The following is a 19,199-nucleotide window of genomic DNA, read 5'->3' as shown; positions in this document are numbered from 1 at the left end:
CTTCCAAATTGCTTCTTTTGATCTCTATGACAAGTTTTAATCGCTCTACCAGTCGTCGCTTGAAGAAATTAACTCAAATTCCTTCTGTATGGGAGGGCGATCGCCGTCCGTTGTCATCACCAAACCAGTTCTCTGACTCAGAGGAAAAGGGAGAATGCATTCTTTGGGTAGATTACTCCCAAGGTGTGGTTCGAGGAATGGACGTGGTAGCTTCAGATATCGGCCCAGAAGCAATAGTTCGGACTTTAATGCGAGCAATGGAGCATCCCCACAGTCCGGCAAAACCTGCCAGACCCCAAAGAATTGTAGTCAAAGACCGCGAGATCCAATTTTACCTGCGGGGGGTGCTGCAAGATTTAGATATCGCTATTGACTACGCACCAGAACTGCCTTTGATTGACGAACTATTTCGGGGATTTGCTGACATCCTCGATAGTCAAACCCCCGACTTACCCCCACAATATGCACAAATCTTACGAGAGAAGGCATTTGCAATTTGGCAAGCAGCACCTTGGGAATTTTTGGAAGAACAGCAAATCTTGTCAATAGAAATTAATAAGTGGGATGTTGGCACACTCTACGCCTCAGTTATGGGAATGCTGGGCATGGAGTATGGGATTTTGTTTTATCGCTCCGAAGAGTCTTTAAAACAGTTTCGCGCCGCAGTTTTAAGAGATGAAGAATCAACCGAGCATCTAGAAGAAGCATTCCTCAAGCAAGATTGCCTGTTTCTCACTTTTGAGAGTAGTGACGAAACCGATGAAGATGAGGATGAAGAAAATGATTTGGCGGATCTGCCATTATCAGAAATTGACCCCACTTTCGGTAATATCCACCCCTTAGAAGGGCTACGGTCTGTTTTGTATGACGAAGAAGCACTGGTAATTTTGGTTGCGATCGAAAGCCTGAGTCGGTTTATTCGCGATCACCGCCGCCAGCTTCATGAGGACATCTTCCCTAGCCTGAGCCGTCGCTATCGAATTTCTCTGCCGCAGTCTGAAGAATCAACTAAATCTGTGGCTGTGACAGTCTCTACTATGTCGCAGTTAGCAACAGAATTAGAGGAAATGGCAGGCTTTGGTGTCGATGACGAGGAGATTGAGAATCTTGGCTTACCGAATTTACAATCATTGCAAGATGACTTGATACCAGAAGATTCCTTCCTCAGCTTAGGTGTGGTGTCCTGGGAAATGTTGGAGTACCTCCGTAAAGGGGTCAGCTACCATCCGGCTGGTGAAATCAAACAAGTGGGTGACGGTTTGCCGGTGATTTTAATTCAAACTTCCCGGCCCAAGGCTAAGACTGTAATTGAAAGAATTGAAGCAACAGGGGGACTGAGAGCAATTTGCTTTAATCCAGGTGCCGACCCCTTCGATGGCGATCGCTACGACCTCGGTTTATTGCAAACTCAAAATGGCGAATTGTTCCTATTCGGTGAATTTTTAGATGAAGATCCTATTCATGTAGAAGCCCGAAAAAAATGGAATCAGCGGTGTAAAAATACTAAGGGCTATTGTGGCTTAATCATTGCTAAAGGACTAACGGGAGCCTCCCGTGGCAATCCTCAGTTACGAGATATGATGGCTTTGTTTGAAGGGCGATCGCTTTCACCTAAAGATTTAGGTATTGGCACTCTCCAACTCATGCCCCAACTTAAATTTGAATAGTTGTATAAATTCCCCCAATCCTCAATCTCAAATTGTGGGTATGAGAATTTAAGTTGATGTGTATTTGATTCGCATATTGACCAAAACTGTATTTGGGAGGGGAAAAAGGAAGGCTTTACCTTTTAACCTTTACCCCTCTTCTGTTTACCAACTCAGTGCTGAGTGGAGTAAAAAGCAATACGCTTGGGTTAAGGCTAAAACTCTTTGTTAAAGTCAATTTTTTTAACGAACCGCAAAGGACGCAAAGGACACAAAGAGAAGGAAGAAATGCTTAACTGAACCGTATTGGAGTAGAAAAATACGGGCTAAACGCCCCGCTTCCGCTAACAGGATTTTCGCGTTTGTATATGCCCTACTCTTTGTGGGCGGTCTTTTAACTCAGCACTCTTCATCGGCGTACCTCTCAGGGTGCAGCGCTTTGCAATCCACATTTACGTAGGGCTTGCGGAGATGATATTCCTCCTGAATTCTAACTTTTGACTTCTGATTCTCCCAATTTCCGATCTAAGGAAGCCAAAAATTGAAAAATCCAGATGCCTGCGGCAAGCGGTGACGCTAGAACGCCAACAATGGGAACCGCAAAGCGTCTACGGAGGAAACCTCCACTCCAGTTTTTCGCTTGACTCAGAGTTCTCTATGAGTTCTGCTGTATGTATATGTCAACACCAACAGGCAACCAATATTAGAAGTTAACTTTATCTCAGTTTCATGAAGTATCTGTATTTTCGTATTTTTATAGCCATTTAATTTGGATATGTTTAAGTATAAATAAGTACAACTTTATAAAAATTTATCTGCAAAGTTCGGTTAAGCCAAACTTAACTGGCGTACTTAGATTTAGGAATGTTTTTTTTAACAAATTTTTGAGTTTAGCATCTTGTTATGTATCAATATCATTAAGCAAAAGCTCAGGTGATATCTTTTTCTTTGTGTTTTTTTTATAAAGGATAAAAATAAGCTTGTTTGGTGTCTAAATGAAGATTATTTAAAGCGCATAAATAATGGTTATAATGAACACATGACAGGTAAATATTGAAATATACAATTGCTTTTATGGGTATACTTAGCAAATAATAAATGTTTACAATCCCAAAATTTCTTGGCAGCAATTTATATCTTACTTTTGATATAAAAAATTTTACTGTCAATTTCTTGGCACATTAGTTGGTTAACAATAATTTCTCTAACCTCTCAATAGATGAATACTACCAATGGGAAAAGTATTACTAATACTAAGACAAATTATATCGCTAGAGGGAAGAGAAAACACATCTAAAATTGGATTGTATTTTTACAATTTGTTAGTGTAAAAGCATGAAACAAAACTAAAGTATTGTCCTCGATAACAGTCAACTAACATCATATCTGTTTTTGGATGATTCATCTGTGTGAAATTACAGATAATGCTGTTAAAAATTACCAAAAATGTTGGCTATTTACACCCAGGAAACTGAGTCTTGTTACCTTTTTTCTAGCTACTAATTTGCACGGAAAAGCAATTAGCTCGATCGAGGTAAGTCAACAATTCATCGCGGTTCAAGTAGGTCTTAACTTCTTGGTTACAGTAATGGGTGCAAATGGGTGTTTGTTCTAGAGCGATCGCTTATTTACCTATTTTATAAATGATTATTCACGAGCCATACACACCACTCTAACCCGCCTGTAAGCTAGCATTTCAGCATGATAGTGATTCTAAAGCTTTGTTTTCTGGTGTTTTACCAGATATTCTCTCCAAGTGGCTTTGGCAAACTTGGATATAGAGATAAGGTCAAATGCTTTCAATGGAGAATAACTTTGGAAAACTTGATTGAGTCAAAAATAGCTGTCTTAAATTCATTTATCAAACTCCATTGTCAGGCTTTACTCATGCTGTTGGTGGGGTTATTATCTTCAAAAGCAACTACGTGCTCTTTCTACTGTCACAATCGTAACAAAAAAAGTGTAGTTTTTTGATTTCTTTAGAAAATGATGAATCCTTTGACAACTCGAAATTTTTTAATATTAATGGTATTACTTGTTTCCTGAGACAAATTCTGATAACCTTATCGGTTCCCTCTTTAATTAGATATCTTTCGACAATCTAAATATACAGCAAATAGCATGATAATGACAAATAAAAAATGGGCCGTTAAACGTATAACAGTCAATCTCGCAACACAGGAAGCGGAAAAACTAGAAAAATATTGCCAACAAACAGGTAGACCCGCAACCGACGTAATTCGCGAACTGATTAGAAGTTTACCTGTCTCGGACGACAGCAAAGATGTAAACAAGTAATAAGTTACTTTCACGACTTATCCAGATAACTGCTTTGCCACCAAAAAATAGCTACGATACTTTTTTGAGTCCGCCACAATGGACAAGAGTTTGTCTCGCTGATACAGACGCGTTTTTCTCGCGTCTGGTCATTTGCCGGGGCTAAAAGAAGCGATCGAAGAGGTTTTAGTATTGACATTGCTATAGCTTAATATGCTGGTGGAGTTGATATTAAGTAGCAAATTCCGACACCAACCCAGTTACAATCTGTAAAGAAACTGAAAAGGAACAACGGAATGCGCGTTGCAATCGTAGGTGCGGGACTGGCTGGGCTAGCAACCGCAGTAGATCTAGCTGATGCTGGTTGTGAAGTAGAGATTTTTGAATCTCGTCCGTTTGTCGGTGGTAAAGTTGGCAGTTGGGTTGATGGAGATGGCAACCATCTAGAAATGGGGTTGCATGTATTTTTCGGGTGCTACTACCAACTATTTGACTTGATGAAGAAAGTGGGGGTGTTAGAAAATTTACGCCTCAAAGAACATACCCACACATTTATTAATAAGGGTGGGCGCACTGGTGCTTTGGATTTCCGCTTCCTTACAGGTGCGCCTTTCAATGGGTTAAAGGCATTTTTCACTACTTCCCAACTATCGTTGCAGGATAAATTGCAAAATGCGATCGCTTTGGGTACTAGTCCGATAGTTCGCGGATTGGTAGACTTTAACGGGGCGATGAAAACCATCCGCAAATTAGATAAAATAAGCTTTGCCGACTGGTTTCGCAGTCATGGTGGGAGTAATGGCAGCATCAAGCGCATGTGGAACCCCATCGCCTACGCATTGGGATTTATTGATTGCGAAAATATGTCTGCCCGTTGTATGTTGACCATATTCCAGTTATTTGCAGTCAGAACTGAAGCTTCAGTTTTGCGAATGCTGGAAGGTTCTCCATCTGAGTATTTACACAAGCCGATTCTGGAATATCTGGAAGCTAGAGGCACCAAAGTTTACACGCGTCGGCAAGTTCGGGAAATTCAGTTTACTGAGTTAGAGGAACAAACCCGCGTCACTGGTATAGTAGTTGCCCAAGGTGATGCGGTAGAAACGATCGCCGCTGATGCTTACGTTTTTGCCTGTGATGTTCCAGGAATTCAACGCATCCTACCCCACGAGTGGCGTAAGTGGTCAGAATTTGACAATATTTACAAACTGGATGCAGTGCCAGTGGCAACTGTGCAGTTACGCTTCGATGGTTGGGTAACGGAACTGAACGATGGAGAGCAACGTAAACAGCTAAACCATGCCGCTGGAATCGATAATTTACTGTACACAGCCGATGCTGACTTTTCTTGTTTTGCCGATTTAGCGTTGACTAGCCCTGCTGATTATTATCGCCCAGGACAGGGGTCATTGTTACAGCTAGTGCTGACACCAGGAGATCCGTTTATTGCCCAAAGTAATGAAGCGATCGCGCAGCATGTCCTCAAGCAAGTCCACGAACTGTTTCCTTCCTCGCGAGAACTAAATATGACTTGGTACAGTGTGGTAAAACTTGCTCAGTCTCTCTACCGAGAAGCGCCAGGAATGGATGCGTACCGTCCCAACCAAAAAACACCAGTAGATAATTTCTTTCTTGCCGGGAGTTATACTCAGCAAGATTACATCGACAGTATGGAAGGTGCTACTATTTCTGGACGGCGGGCGGCAAAAGTGATTTTGGAGAGTTTGAAGAGATAAGGAACTGCTAAAGCCGCAAAGAATGCGTACTCCTGCAAAGAAGCAAGCTCCGCAAAGCATTTCGTCGTAGAGAAGGAAGAAGAGAGAATGTCAGATTGGTTAGAGCATACTGTACAGGTAGAAGTAGAGGCTCCCATAGATTTAGTATGGAGCCTCTGGTCTGATTTAGAGCAAATGCCCCGGTGGATGAAGTGGATTGATTCGGTGAAAATTCCGCCAGAGAATCCAGACATATCTCTGTGGAAATTAAAGACGGGCAGTCTAGAATTTAATTGGAAATCTCGAATTCTCAAAGTTATTCCCAACCAAATTATCCAATGGGAATCGATTGATGGTTTGCCAAATCAGGGAGCGATTCGCTTTTACGATCGCCACAATAGTAGCATTGTTAAAATGACCATTTCCTACGCCATCCCTGGCATTATTGGCAAAATTATGGATAATTTATTTTTGGGACGAATAGTTGAATCGACAATTCAAGCTGATTTGGAAAGGTTTAAAGAATACGCGTTGAATGTTAAAGCTAATTGATATATATGACTCATATCTAATTTTTGAAAAAGATTGTCAGAACGAACCCCGATCAAACTGTATTCTCAGTCTCAGTATGTTTTCAAAAATCAAATTTGAGTCTTATCGATAGCAAAACAGACAGTAGGAAACAAGGGGTAATTTTTTCAATAACTTATTGCAGGCAATATTTATGGTGGGTTACGCCTACAGGTAATTGCTGAAGTGTTCAGGACTTACGCAAGAACTCTCTGAAACTTTTATTCCTTTGTGTCCTTTGCGTCCTTTGTGCTTCGTTTTATCATGGTTTTGCGTAAGTCTTAGTGTTGTAAAAACCTCTCCAGTAAACTGCTGTTTGATAAATTGCTAAACGCGCTCAATTAAATTAAGTTCTGGACTAGGGAACTCCAAAAAATAAATTATCCAATTTTTGGAATCAAAACCACTTTTCTTCCCCCAGCTAAGTGCCCCCTGCCCCCTGCTCTAAAAACGATGGGATATTTTTTTACTTGGAAGTCCCCTATATGCAGGTTGACAAATCGGAATTAAATTTTCATAATTACCAATTACAAGAAGCAACCAAACAAGCCACTATTTCAACTAGTTCTTCTGGATCGGTCGGTTTAGATACATGAGTATCAAAGCCAGCTTCCAAGGCACGGATACGAGCCTCACTATCAGCATAAGCTGTTAAAGCAATAGCTGGGACTCGTCCACCATTCTTTGGGTTGAGCGCACGAATTTTGTAGATGAAACTGTAGCCATCCTCTCCAGGCAACCCAATATCACAAATTAAAATGTCAGGTTGCAATTCGGACAATGCTTGGTGTGCTGCCGCTGCTGATGGCACTGCGATAACTTTTGCTCCATCCATTTCCAACACAGTAGTAATGAAAAAGCGAGTATCATCATCATCCTCAACTACTAGGATATCTAAACCAGCAAGAGTTCCAGAAGATTGCATAATAAATAAAATTTTATCCTTACTTGCTGTGACTTTTCCCCCATTTAGAGCTTCTTTTAAAGCAGATTTTGGGTTCACAAAAGTAGATCGATGTACTTTGAGCGTTAATCAGATACCGAAGCAGACTCTTGTAACAAAAAATGATTTAACAGCATAATTCCAAAAATGTAGCTTAGTGGTCACTACCGCTTTATCTATTTTCCTACTGCAAGACCACTTTGCACAAATGGAATTCAAGCGCGATCGGGAAGTCCCCAATCATCTCTATTATCCCACTAGTCAACATCAGCACGACTTTTTATGTTGAAAATGAGCGTTGATGGTTTGAGCGATCGCTGATATAAATATTTCTAACAGAGCAAGAAAATCCACCAGTCAATTGTGAAGCTGCTAGTTAGCTATTGTTGACCACTTCGGAGGTTATCAACATAACAAATAACCTCCAATATCTAACTTTATATACAGGGAGAATGCAGAAAAAAATACTAGCCGTCTTCTTAGCTACTCATTGTCTGACGTGGATTTTTTTCAGGACAAGGGTCTACTCACAGACAGGGCTATTTCATTCTCATCTAGCCCGCCTCAGAATGAATTCTGAGTCTAATAGCGAAAGTCATCTAAAGATGACTGAGAAAAGGTTCTAGTCCGTTTTAACGGACTTTAGCTATTAGCCTAGAACTTTAGTTCTGGGCGGTTTATGTATAGAATGAAATAGCCCTAACTCACAGATGGTTAATTGAACGCCATCTGAGTGAGCAAGCCTTTACTTTTCTCTTACCGCCGACTGCGAAAACCCTGTTTTCCATTAACTTGGTCAAACAGTACATCGTATTTATCAAAAAATGCGATTCCAGGGTTTACCAATATAGTCAGTTCTGCCTGTGGGGAGATGCTCAAATTCCAGCGATTAAATCCGTCGCGGGTTCCTGGCCGCAGACTGTAATCAAAAATGCCATTCATTGCTACTTTCACAGCATTTGCTGAACCTAATCCTCCTGGTTTGAGTTTACCTGCTGTAGAAGCTGACTTGAATTCAGTCAAACCATTAATAGTTGCAGTATCAGCAATCATTCTGCTATTACAAGAGTTTTTAGCAGAACTCCCAGCAAGAGTTAAACAAACTTTGTCCAGTCGAGAGTCCCATCTATTACCGGGAACACCATTAATTTCGGGTTGTTGACTCCAAGAAGCCATTTTGAAACCAGCTTGATTTTCAACAGTTAAACCGAGAATTAGGCTGCCATTCTTGTTACTACCACCATTTCCCATCACAATAAATCCGTTACTCAGATTGCCTGGTAATTTTCTCAACGGGTTATAGGGAAGTGATTTTTCAAAATAGTTGACACCGACAATCCCAGAAAATGGCACACCACTATTTGCGGAACATTTCGGTTTTTGGGCAGTACATTGGCGACTAGTAACAATCTGTACGGGAACAGGTTCTGCGGTGGGAATCAAACCAAACCGGACATTCGTATAAACTAATTCTCCTTCCAGGATAGTACCATCGCTTAAAACTTCCTTGATATTTTGACCTGTTCTTTGGATCGGAGAATTACCTAAAAACTCTTTGGGAACTCTTAGCCCTGCTGACCCTGTATCTAATAAAATACGTTTTGGTTGACCATTTGCGATCGCTACTTCCAAAAAATAGCCGCGAACGCGTTGTCCGAGGGAAGGTTTTGGATATAAAGGTAAAGATACGGTATTAAAAGTTGCCTTGCGGGGTGTATTTTGAGAGATGTCGCGCAACATGGGGTTTGGAAAAAGAGCCGCAAATGCTGACTGGCGTTGCGCTGCTGGTTCGGGTGCAATATCCCAAAGGCTTTCGTAGTAGAAAAAGCCGATACCTAAACCGCGTTGTTGCACTGCTTCTACCTGGGATTTGATTTGTGGTATGGAAACTGGGCGATTTCGTAACCCCGCTATAATACCGATACCAGTTGGGATAATTTGTTGGGTTTCTAAAATTTCTGGGCGGGTAATTTGAGCAATAAAACTTGCTAAATCATTACGGTATACCTGCATGACCAACTCATCGACAATACCCAACCGTACCCAGTTTAGCCAGTCTTGCAGTTGCAGCTTGTAAGCGAAATCATAGTAATTGGGAGCAACTGAGAAGATGGCATTCGGTTTTTTGGCTTTCACAGTTTGGTAGAGGTCTACCATGAATGCAGTAATTTTATCTGCTCGCCATTTTATCCATGCTTGGGCTTGGGGATTGGGTGGAGGAGGATTGCCAGTTTCTTGAGTATATAGACTAATTGTGTACTTATCGTAACCAAAATCCACAGGTAAACTCATGTGGTCGTCAAATTGAACGCCATCAGCATTGTATTGCCCGATAACTTCCATGACGAGTTCGCGGATAAAGTTTTGCACTTCGGGGTGAAAGGGATTTAACCACGCCACTTCACCCGCAGCACTAATTGAAGTTTGAGTCCCATCCCGCTGTTGTGTTAGCCAATCTGGATGCTGTGATGCGAGTTCCGAAGTTAGAGGAACCATGAAACCAAATTCAAACCAGGGTATTGCTAGTAGCCCTTCTCTGCGGGCTTGAGTGATAATGTCTGCAATTACATCTTGTCCATCTGTTCCCTTGAAGAAAAAGGGTATCCCCATTTTTTGCATTATGGCGCTGGGGTATTGCGTATAACCATCATTCCAGACTACGGGATAAACAGTATTAAAGTTTAACTGCCGCAGTTGGCTCATACCTGCAAGCACCTGCGAGCGATTTCTAAAAACGCTAAAATCGTTCCCACTTAGCCACACTCCCCGAATTTCCTGACGAGGTTGAGGAGGTAGTTGGGCAACGGCTGGGGCAAAGCTGTTGAGTAGCAATACTGCAAAGAATGATATCAGACATAATAATGGCAGCAGACGCTTTCTTAAAAACCACCAACCTTGATGAATCACTTGAGTCACCGCTTCTCTATGAAACCCTACGCGTAGCTTGCTTATCCATGTACGCACAAACTTAAATATTTTTTCCCAAAACTGAGTTGTCATTACTTCTGCTTACTAAATGAGGTTAATTAGTTATATTTCATTCAATATAGTTAAATTGCTACACCAGAAAAACTGATACAGTAATTTAGCTGCTAGATAGTTGACGCAGTTATAAGGTTAGTAGTGCCAAATTGAAATATTACAAATGTTAGATCGCGATTATAAAGTAGAAGGCTACACTACGTAGATTATCGTGCGATCGCTATCTCATTCAAGCAGTTAGCAGAGAATCACCCAGATGCTGACTTGCGAATTATCGGGAAGGATAAATGTGGGCATTGGTTTCAACTGCAATAGTTTTCAGTAATATCTGCGGTTGAAAACTTACATTACTATCGGCAGCAGATATTCTCAAACTGTCTGGAATTCAGCTTTTCCAGCTTCTCTATCCATTTTATAACTGCGATCGCAATACTCTGAGGTTAATTTGAGCAACAGTGCGCTCTGATTCTTTATACGCATTATCTTCATCCCACTTTGGCTACAATCGCTAACTGTTGGCGATTGAGATAAACTAATGAGCTATGCGGCTGTAGCCCTGCTCTCCTTTGGCTATAGTTTTACAACACGCTATAGAATGATTCGTTTTATACCTAAAGATTGTTTTTGCTAATCATAAAAACATTTAGGCTAAAGCCTATCTGATGAACTTGACGATGGTAATTTTGAAAACCAAAAATAGCAACTAAACAACAAAAAAGGAGAACGAACATTTAGTACAACAACTAAAGTTTAGCTATCTAGACAAATTGACTCCACAGGTGATAGTTGCATCCCTCAAACGAAATATAAATGTCGGTTGATTTAAAGATATTTGGTTTAGTCAATTATTCATCGCAGATAAAAATTAATTAGGAGTTCTTCAAAATGACAGATACAACTACTGTTCAAAGAAGAGATATTGATACTATTCCCAAAAAGTCTCTTTCTTTAGAGAAAAATTTGATTCCAAAAGCAGAAGATATTGAGTTTTGGCGTAATCTCAATCCCAATTTGACAATTTCTGACAAAGCCCTTCAATGGGAATCAAAGGATTCTACAATAGAGCCTAGCTATTTAGATGAATACGCGCTTCAACTTCAGGAAGAAGGTTATTTTCAAACCCCTCCAGTCATTCCTCCTGCTACCATTCAACAAATGCTTCAATGTATAGAAAATGTCAAAAAAGCAGGGTTTCCCCCAATATTTGCTTTAGTTTACGATATTTTCTATGAAGGGTTTGCTTATTTTGATTCAGTTTTGACAAGGATTTTAGGATCGGGTTACAAATTAATCCCCAATTTTTGGATCTACTACATAGAGGCGCTCGATACTGGGAAAGGATTTGAACCTCATCGCGATACAGAGTATTCAAATACCATAGGTTCAGATGGTATGCCTAACGTCCTTACTCTCTGGATAAGCATCACAGATGCTACACCTGTTAACTCATGTATGTATTTAGTTCCTGCTAATCGCGATCCTCAGTATACTAATGCCATTCACGATTTAAACACAGGAGGAACTCAATTTGCTTTAGAGGATATTCGGGCTTTACCGACTCCACCAGGCGCACTTTTATCTTGGAATCAATATATTTTTCACTGGGGAAGTCGTAGTAGCAAACGTGCTAAGTTTCCACGAGTCAGCTATGCTGTTTACTGTCAACGAGGTGATATCGCACCAGTGGATGATGTACTCATTGACATTCCATCTGTACTCGACTTTGAGACTAGACTAGCTATAGCTTGCAGAGCTATTTACCATTATTCTCCTGTGAGCCTTCAACAATCATCAAAAGAAGATGAGTTGTTGGAGTTTGTGAAAAGGAACAAAGCAAAGTTGCAAAGATTTTAGTAAAATCTACTTTTCGATCTCAAGGTTAAGAGGATGTTTGAAAAGTCATGATTGATGTATCAAATATTTTTACCCCACCCTAACCCTCCCCTTATAAAGGGGAGCCACTGCGTTGGGCGGGCAACGCCCGACTTGAAGCATGTGGCGTGAGGGAACCGGATTTTCTTATTTCCCCCCAATATATCGAGGGGATTAAGGGGGGTAAGAATTCGATTAAAATCACAACATACCACTTTTCAAACAACCTCTAAAAAAGTTTTACTTACTTTGAAACGCAGCGATCGCAAAATGAAGTAATCGCAGAGTCAGAAGTGATTGCTACGTTCCACTCTATTTCACTCGTAATGATATATCGTCAGTAATTTAGTGCAGTTATAGCGGGGGTATAAGAATTGTTTGACCGAGTTTAGTGAAGAGTGACTGTGAACGAGAGGGAGTCCGGGTGTGAGCTAAACTTATTTAAATAAACTACTTGCAATCAGACTAGTTTTTTACCAAATGCGCGGATGGGTAGGTGTACAAAATAACAATCAGAAAAAAATGCCTGTATTGCCTTATATGTAAGCACTTCAAAGCAAATGCATTTCTCAACCATCCGCGCACCTTATGGATACTAGTTTTCAGCGATTTACATCTAGCCAAGTTACAAACCGTTGTGTTATAATTTCTGCATTCGCGCTATTGAACCTTGAAAACCAAATAATACAAAGCTTCCAGACGCTTGCCATTGCAATTAACCAAAATCCCTATTAGGGATTGAAACGCCAGACGTTTCCCTCATCAATGCGTACCATGCTATTGCAATTAACCAAAATCCCTATTAGGGATTGAAACGTATTCCTCTGTCCACCCTGATACTGGATTTATTAATTGCAATTAACCAAAATCCCTATTAGGGATTGAAACGCAAAGTCTGACTTACCTTTGTTCATCAGGCGAAAATTGCAATTAACCAAAATCCCTATTAGGGATTGAAACCTTGCAGTAAACAAAGGTGTACTTGCTCTCGTGGATTGCAATTAACCAAAATCCCTATTAGGGATTGAAACACCTTCTACTACTGCGATGATGTACCAGCAGTAAGATTGCAATTAACCAAAATCCCTATTAGGGATTGAAACGCAGAACTGCTTGGCAGTACCCCAATTTACGACATTGCAATTAACCAAAATCCCTATTAGGGATTGAAACAGGCTATTACAGTGAATCCAGTATTGAGTAAGAATTGCAATTAACCAAAATCCCTATTAGGGATTGAAACCCAAAACTTCTGGGGAAAAAGTGAGAATGGTTTGATTGCAATTAACCAAAATCCCTATTAGGGATTGAAACGAATCAGGAAATTGACTTGGAAGCTTGGGGAGGAATTGCAATTAACCAAAATCCCTATTAGGGATTGAAACAAAACCCCACCTTTATTAGCCATATTACGATAGCATTGCAATTAACCAAAATCCCTATTAGGGATTGAAACTCTTCATGCACCTACATACAGTTTTGTGATAACATTGCAATTAACCAAAATCCCTATTAGGGATTGAAACAGAGCAATTGCCTTTAGTAAGAAGCTATGGAAGATTGAATTGCAATTAACCAAAATCCCTATTAGGGATTGAAACAGATGCTTCTATATCTAGTTCCCCTTCTGGGGATAATATTGCAATTAACCAAAATCCCTATTAGGGATTGAAACTCAGATAATTGATGCTGAATATCAAATAGCTGCTTATTGCAATTAACCAAAATCCCTATTAGGGATTGAAACCCACTATTACTTTACGATAATTCAGCAGTAGCTGGGTATGATTGCAATTAACCAAAATCCCTATTAGGGATTGAAACCAAACAGAAGCGCTACTTCCTCGCTAAATGCAAATTGCAATTAACCAAAATCCCTATTAGGGATTGAAACAGTACTTTAGCAATATCTACTTTTGCTTTTAAAATATTGCAATTAACCAAAATCCCTATTAGGGATTGAAACGCTGTGATTGGTAATGCCCTGCGTCAATGGGGTGAGATTGCAATTAACCAAAATCCCTATTAGGGATTGAAACGCCGATAACGTAGATGCCGATGGTAACGTAGACATATTGCAATTAACCAAAATCCCTATTAGGGATTGAAACCACAATGACACTTCAGGAAACATATATACATGTAATTGCAATTAACCAAAATCCCTATTAGGGATTGAAACAGCGATCGCAATTACTCCCCGATAAAGACCGTAACATTGCAATTAACCAAAATCCCTATTAGGGATTGAAACGGCTAACCAATTCCCCTTCTATGAAAAAATCGTGGATTGCAATTAACCAAAATCCCTATTAGGTATTAAAACTCTTGCTTATTGCTCCATTATCTGAATGTAAAATTTGCAATTGACACCCCCAAGAACTAGACCGGAAACAAAGCTGATTAAGGGTTGAAGAAATCCAATAATGCTTAATCTGCGATCGCAGATGATACTTATGGCATAAATCTTCTGATAGAGAGACGAGAGCAAGATGAAATTGTATTCTATTAGCAATGTCATTTTTAGGAACAGGCTTGTAAGAAAGAGTCGTTTTATTTAAAGAATTGAAGTCAAGAAAATTACTCAATATTATTACTTAACAAAAACAGAACGGAGTAAACAGATGAAGTTTGGCCTAAGACGCCGCAGGTTGGGTCAATTGATGATTGTCAGCACAGTAGCGGCTACAATCGGTAATTTTGGAAAGAAAACTGTAGCAGAAACTAAAGTTAAAAAAAGTACTTCAATGCAGGAAACTTCGACACCTGAGACTATGAAGGTGACGCTGCAAGTGAACGGAACAGCACATAATTTGCAGATTGACCCCCGTGTTACCTTACTTGATGCACTTCGAGAATATATAGGGCTAATTGGTACTAAAAAAGGTTGCGATCATGGTCAGTGCGGTGCTTGCACAGTGCTGGTTGATGGGCAGCGAATTAATTCCTGCCTGACATTTGCTGTTATGCACACCGATGCAAAAATCACAACTATTGAAGGGCTGGAACAAGGAAACAAACTGCACCCGATGCAAGCTGCATTTGTTGCCCACGATGCTTTTCAGTGCGGCTACTGCACACCGGGACAGATTTGTTCGGCAGTGGGTTTGGTAAACGAGGGACACGCCAAGTCAGATGCTGACATTCGCGAACTGATGAGTGGGAATATCTGCCGTTGTGGTGCTTATCCAAATATCGTGGCTGCCGTCCGCGATGTCTTAGAGGGAAAAAAAGATGCAGCCGTTTAGCTATAAGAAAGTTGGACAAGCGGATAATGCCGTGGCGTTGGTTACTCCAGATGCCCAAGCCTCGTACTTGGCTGGCGGTACTAGTCTCATCGATTTGATGAAGCTGAATGTCCAAACGCCAAAACAGTTAGTTGATATCAACCCACTACCGCTAACTCAAGTGGAAGTGCAGGGCAACAGCGTGCGGATTGGGGCAATGGCACGCAATAGCGATGTTGCATATAATCCGATAATTCAGGAGCGTTACCCTGTACTGTCGGAGGCGTTGCTGTCTGGGGCATCGCCGCAACTGCGAAACATGGCAACAGTAGGCGGAAATTTGCTGCAACGTACCCGGTGTTACTACTTCCGCGACACTTCGATGCCTTGTAACAAGCGGGTTCCCGGTTCAGGTTGTGCGGCAATGGAGGGTTATAACCGCATTCACGCGATTCTTGGCGGAAGCGATCGCTGTATTGCCACCCATCCCTCTGATATGGCGGTGGCAATGGTGGCACTCGATGCAGTTGTGCAAACACGCGGGCCGAGGGGAGAGCGCAGTATTCCCCTTGTAGATTTTCATCTTCTACCTGGTGAAACGCCAGAAAAGGAGACGGTTTTACAACACGGAGAGTTAATTGTTGCCGTTGATTTACCTGCTTTAAACTTTGGGAAGCGATCGCATTATTTAAAAGTCCGCGATCGCGCCTCTTATGCCTTTGCTGTGGTATCGGTTGCGGCGGCATTAGATATTCAAAATGGCATCATTCGCTCGGCACGCATTGGCCTGGGTGGGGTGGGAACAAAGCCCTGGCGTGCCTCCGAAGCTGAACAAGCACTTTTGAACAAGCCCGCAAACGAGGCAACATTTCAAGCAGCAGCCTCCGCAGCTGTGGCCGGAGCTAAACCTCAAAAATACAACGGCTTTAAGGTCGAACTGGCTAAACGCACAATTGTTAAGGCGCTGACAACGGTGGGAGGGATAGCATGAATACAGGGGATACAAATACAGTTGTCGGCAAACCGCTAAATCGAGTCGATGGATACCTGAAGGTGACTGGTGGCGCACGCTACGCGGCTGAGTTTCCGATCGCCAAAATGACTTATGGCGTGACAATTCAAAGTGCGATCGCTAAAGGTAAGATAGCCCAAATCGATACAAAGGCGGCGGAGCAAGTACCGGGTGTATTAGCAGTTATTACCCACCTCAACGCGCCCAAAGCCTCTGGAGAAAAGGGCGGCGGTCATAAGGTGCAAATGTTACAAGATAACATTGTGCTGTATAGCGGTCAGCATATTGGTGTCGTCGTTGCCGATACCTTGGAACGAGCGATGTATGCTGCCTCCCTCGTGCAAGTTCGCTATGACGAAGAGAAGCCAACCATTAATATGCGGGACAATCTCGCTAAGGCATACTTGCCTAAAGGTAAAATCCCTGGAGACGAACCGCCCGATTTAACGCATGGCAATATCAACCAGGGACTAGCGGCGGCGGCTGTCCGCGTCGAGCAAACCTATACCACCCCAGTAGAAAATCACAATCCGATGGAGCCTCATGCCACAACAGCAGTTTGGCAGGGCGATGAACTGCTGCTGTATGACGCAACTCAGGGAATTTTTTCGACTCAACAAAAAGTTGCGGAGGTATTGGGAATTGAGCCTGAGAAAGTCCGCATTATGTCTTACTTTGTGGGCGGTGGCTTCGGTTGCAAAGGGTCGGCTTGGTCGCACGTACCGCTAGCAGCGATCGCAGCCCGGCAGGTTAATCGCCCAGTAAAATTAGTTCTGGGACGGACACAAATGTATGGGCCTGTCGGCTTTCGACCAGAGACAATTCAACAGGTTTCTCTTGGTGCAACCCGCGATGGCAAATTGACTGCTTTGCGACACACCGGCACTTCTCAAACTTCAACTTTCGATGAATTTATCGAACCTGTTGGTAAAAGCGCTCGGATGCTTTACGCTAGCCCGAATATCGAAACTAGCCACCGTCTGGTTGAACTCGATCAAGGAACACCAACCTATATGCGGGCCCCAGGCGAAGCTTCTGGGTCGTTTGCCCTAGAATCGGCAATGGACGAACTGGCTTATGCGCTCAACATCGATCCGGTGGAACTGCGTCTGCGTAACTATGCTGAAGTCGATCCTAGTAAAAAACTCCCTTGGTCGAGCAAGTCACTGAGAGAGTGTTACAAATTGGGGGCAGAAAAGTTTGGCTGGCAAAAGCGCAATCCCAAGCCCCGTTCGATGCGAGACGGTAATTATTTGATTGGTTGGGGTATGGCGACAGCTACTTATCCTACCTACCGTTCTCCAGCATCAGCGATCGCTCAAATTATGGCAGACGGTACAGCTGTTGTACTGAGCGGTTCCCAAGATATTGGCACGGGAACTTATACTGTCATGACTCAAGTTGCGGCTGAAGCACTCGGTTTACCAGTTAACAAAGTCCGCTTTGAACTAGGCGATACCAAGATGCCAAAAACCCCCATTTCCGGTGGTTCGCAAACCGCCGCCAGTGTGAGTTCAGCCGTGCATTTAGCGGGAAATCAAGCACGCAGTCAGCTTTTGCAACTAGCACTTGCCGATCGAGAATCGCCCCTTTATAGTTCAAAGGCTGAGGATGTAATTGCCGAAAATGGCAGCTTTTTCTTAAAAAATAAATCGTCCGCAACCGAAACATATCAGGCAATTTTGGCACGGCACGGAATGAAAATGCTCGAAGCGCGTGCAGATGCCAAGCCTGGAGAGGAACAAAAGAAGTTTTCAATGCACTCATTTGGAGCGCAGTTTGCGGAAGTGCGCGTTGAGCCTGATTTGGGTGAAGTGCGAGTATCGCGTTGGGTGGGAACTTTTGGGGTTGGACGTATCCTCAATGCTAAAACAGCCAACAGTCAACTGATTGGTGGGATTATTTATGGCATCGGCATGGCGTTAATGGAAGAAACGTTAATAGACCCGAATCTAGGACGCGTTGTCAACCATGATTTAGCTGAATATCACGTACCAGTGAATGCAGACGTTCCCGATATTCAGGTGTTGTTTGTCGATGAACGCGATCCACATATCAACCCGCTTGGCGTCAAAGGAATTGGCGAAATTGGCATTACCGGCACTGCTGCTGCGATCGCTAACGCTGTCTATCATGCCACAGGTAAACGCATCCGCGATTTGCCAATTACCCTAGACAAACTTTTGTAGAGATAGCGTTGGCGCTTGTTTTCATTCAACGTTTCAAGATATAGCTTTATCCAAGGAGAACATTAATTATGTCCAACTTCAAAATCTTCTCTACTGGTATAGTAGCGATCGCCTTATCTCTGGCGACTGGTTGCACACCAACTACTCCCCATGACCAAACTACATCTGAAGCTCCATCTGCTGTTCCTGTACAAGGAACTGAGAGTCCATCCCCAACCGACTCACCAACTCCATCCCCAACCGACTCACCAACGCCATCCCCAACTCCATCAGCAACTCCATCAGGGCGAAATAACCTCAGTTCTTCAGACAGACAGTTCATAACTCAAGCCGCTCAAGATGGTTTAGCAGAAGTCCAACTAGGACAACTGGCATCGCAACGTGGAGTTAGCGATGCGGTAAAACAGTTTGGACAGCATATGGTTGAAGATCATACCCAGGTAAACAATCAACTCAAATCGCTGGCAGTTCAAAAAGGTGTGACGCTGCCAACTAGTATTGGCAACAAAAATCAGCAAGCAAAGCAAAGCTTATCCAAACTTTCTGGTGCTAAGTTCGATCGCCAATATCTGAATCAGATGCTTCAAGCTCATGAAAAGGATGTCTCCGCATTCCAAACTGAAGCTCAACAGGGACAAGATGCAGATGTGAAAGCATTTGCGGCTCAATCGCTGCCAACCCTCGAAGAACACCTGCAACAGGTTCGTGCCATTGTTAATCCTGGAACTTCAACTAGCACCCCAGCTCCAACCACCACCCCGTAAGG

11 protein-coding genes and 1 CRISPR repeat array are annotated in these 19,199 nt (G+C 42.3%); of the genes, 9 read left to right on the top strand and 2 right to left on the bottom strand.

Annotation, left to right across the window (positions count from 1 at the left end; all coding sequences use genetic code 11):
* Positions 1-26 precede the first annotated feature (26 nt).
* The 4 genes from V7L01_RS30400 (at position 27) to V7L01_RS30385 (ending at position 6,190) form a co-directional block, all read left to right on the top strand.
* Positions 27-1,667 carry a DUF6930 domain-containing protein gene (locus V7L01_RS30400; RefSeq protein ID WP_335041532.1) on the top strand — a complete coding sequence of 547 codons (1,641 nt, stop codon included), beginning with the start codon at positions 27-29 and terminating at the stop codon, positions 1,665-1,667.
* Between the two features lie 2,100 nt (positions 1,668-3,767).
* On the top strand, positions 3,768-3,944 hold the full coding sequence (locus V7L01_RS30395) for a CopG family transcriptional regulator (RefSeq protein ID WP_335041530.1): 177 nt from the start codon (positions 3,768-3,770) through the stop codon (positions 3,942-3,944).
* Between the two features lie 275 nt (positions 3,945-4,219).
* Positions 4,220-5,659, top strand: coding sequence for a 9,9'-di-cis-zeta-carotene desaturase (gene zds / locus V7L01_RS30390; protein WP_335041528.1), 1,440 nt, complete (start codon positions 4,220-4,222; stop codon positions 5,657-5,659).
* 87 nt (positions 5,660-5,746) lie between these two features.
* Complete coding sequence (locus V7L01_RS30385; RefSeq protein WP_335041526.1) at positions 5,747-6,190, top strand: SRPBCC family protein; 444 nt, start codon at positions 5,747-5,749, stop codon at positions 6,188-6,190.
* A 538-nt stretch (positions 6,191-6,728) separates the two neighbouring features.
* Here the strand turns inward: V7L01_RS30385 and V7L01_RS30380 are convergent.
* Positions 6,729-7,133, bottom strand: coding sequence for a response regulator (locus V7L01_RS30380; RefSeq protein WP_335041582.1), 405 nt, complete (start codon positions 7,131-7,133; stop codon positions 6,729-6,731).
* Between the two features lie 774 nt (positions 7,134-7,907).
* Positions 7,908-10,151 carry a glycoside hydrolase family 10 protein gene (locus V7L01_RS30375; protein WP_335041523.1) on the bottom strand — a complete coding sequence of 748 codons (2,244 nt, stop codon included), beginning with the start codon at positions 10,149-10,151 and terminating at the stop codon, positions 7,908-7,910.
* 867 nt (positions 10,152-11,018) lie between these two features.
* Here V7L01_RS30375 and V7L01_RS30370 point away from each other — a divergent pair.
* The 5 genes from V7L01_RS30370 to V7L01_RS30350 all read left to right on the top strand — a co-directional run bounded on the left by V7L01_RS30370 (position 11,019) and on the right by V7L01_RS30350 (position 19,197).
* Positions 11,019-11,987, top strand: coding sequence for a phytanoyl-CoA dioxygenase family protein (locus tag V7L01_RS30370; RefSeq protein WP_335041521.1), 969 nt, complete (start codon positions 11,019-11,021; stop codon positions 11,985-11,987).
* 726 nt (positions 11,988-12,713) lie between these two features.
* Positions 12,714-14,331: a CRISPR direct-repeat array (repeat unit 37 nt; unit sequence ATTGCAATTAACCAAAATCCCTATTAGGGATTGAAAC).
* A 298-nt stretch (positions 14,332-14,629) separates the two neighbouring features.
* A complete protein-coding gene (locus tag V7L01_RS30365; protein ID WP_335041518.1) occupies positions 14,630-15,253 on the top strand; it encodes a (2Fe-2S)-binding protein in 624 nt (207 codons plus the stop codon).
* Complete coding sequence (locus tag V7L01_RS30360; RefSeq protein ID WP_335041516.1) at positions 15,240-16,223, top strand: FAD binding domain-containing protein; 984 nt, start codon at positions 15,240-15,242, stop codon at positions 16,221-16,223. Before V7L01_RS30365 ends, V7L01_RS30360 begins: the two co-directional genes overlap by 14 nt.
* Entirely contained in the window at positions 16,220-18,433 is a 2,214-nt protein-coding gene (locus tag V7L01_RS30355; protein ID WP_335041514.1) for a xanthine dehydrogenase family protein molybdopterin-binding subunit, read from the top strand. Before V7L01_RS30360 ends, V7L01_RS30355 begins: the two co-directional genes overlap by 4 nt.
* A gap of 68 nt (positions 18,434-18,501) precedes the next feature.
* Positions 18,502-19,197 (top strand): DUF4142 domain-containing protein, encoded by a 696-nt coding sequence (locus V7L01_RS30350; RefSeq protein ID WP_335041511.1) that lies wholly within the window; start codon positions 18,502-18,504, stop codon positions 19,195-19,197.
* Positions 19,198-19,199 lie beyond the last annotated feature (2 nt).

This window comes from Nostoc sp. (assembly GCF_036917095.1).
Lineage (GTDB): Bacteria > Cyanobacteriota > Cyanobacteriia > Cyanobacteriales > Nostocaceae > Nostoc.
Note: the sequence above shows the minus strand (reverse complement) of the source record. Positions and strands in the feature narration are given on the sequence as shown.

What these genes read in the sequence shown, in the direction of transcription:
- V7L01_RS30350 (WP_335041511.1), top strand. Translation starts at nt 18,502, where the DNA reads ATGTCCAACTTCAAAATCTTCTCTACTGGTATAGTAGCGATCGCCTTA.
- V7L01_RS30365 (WP_335041518.1), top strand. Translation starts at nt 14,630, where the DNA reads ATGAAGTTTGGCCTAAGACGCCGCAGGTTGGGTCAATTGATGATTGTC.
- V7L01_RS30355 (WP_335041514.1), top strand. Translation starts at nt 16,220, where the DNA reads ATGAATACAGGGGATACAAATACAGTTGTCGGCAAACCGCTAAATCGA.
- V7L01_RS30375 (WP_335041523.1), bottom strand. Translation starts at nt 10,151, where the DNA reads ATGACAACTCAGTTTTGGGAAAAAATATTTAAGTTTGTGCGTACATGG.
- V7L01_RS30380 (WP_335041582.1), bottom strand. Translation starts at nt 7,133, where the DNA reads ATGCAATCTTCTGGAACTCTTGCTGGTTTAGATATCCTAGTAGTTGAG.
- V7L01_RS30400 (WP_335041532.1), top strand. Translation starts at nt 27, where the DNA reads ATGACAAGTTTTAATCGCTCTACCAGTCGTCGCTTGAAGAAATTAACT.
- V7L01_RS30370 (WP_335041521.1), top strand. Translation starts at nt 11,019, where the DNA reads ATGACAGATACAACTACTGTTCAAAGAAGAGATATTGATACTATTCCC.
- V7L01_RS30395 (WP_335041530.1), top strand. Translation starts at nt 3,768, where the DNA reads ATGATAATGACAAATAAAAAATGGGCCGTTAAACGTATAACAGTCAAT.
- V7L01_RS30385 (WP_335041526.1), top strand. Translation starts at nt 5,747, where the DNA reads ATGTCAGATTGGTTAGAGCATACTGTACAGGTAGAAGTAGAGGCTCCC.
- V7L01_RS30360 (WP_335041516.1), top strand. Translation starts at nt 15,240, where the DNA reads ATGCAGCCGTTTAGCTATAAGAAAGTTGGACAAGCGGATAATGCCGTG.
- zds (WP_335041528.1), top strand. Translation starts at nt 4,220, where the DNA reads ATGCGCGTTGCAATCGTAGGTGCGGGACTGGCTGGGCTAGCAACCGCA.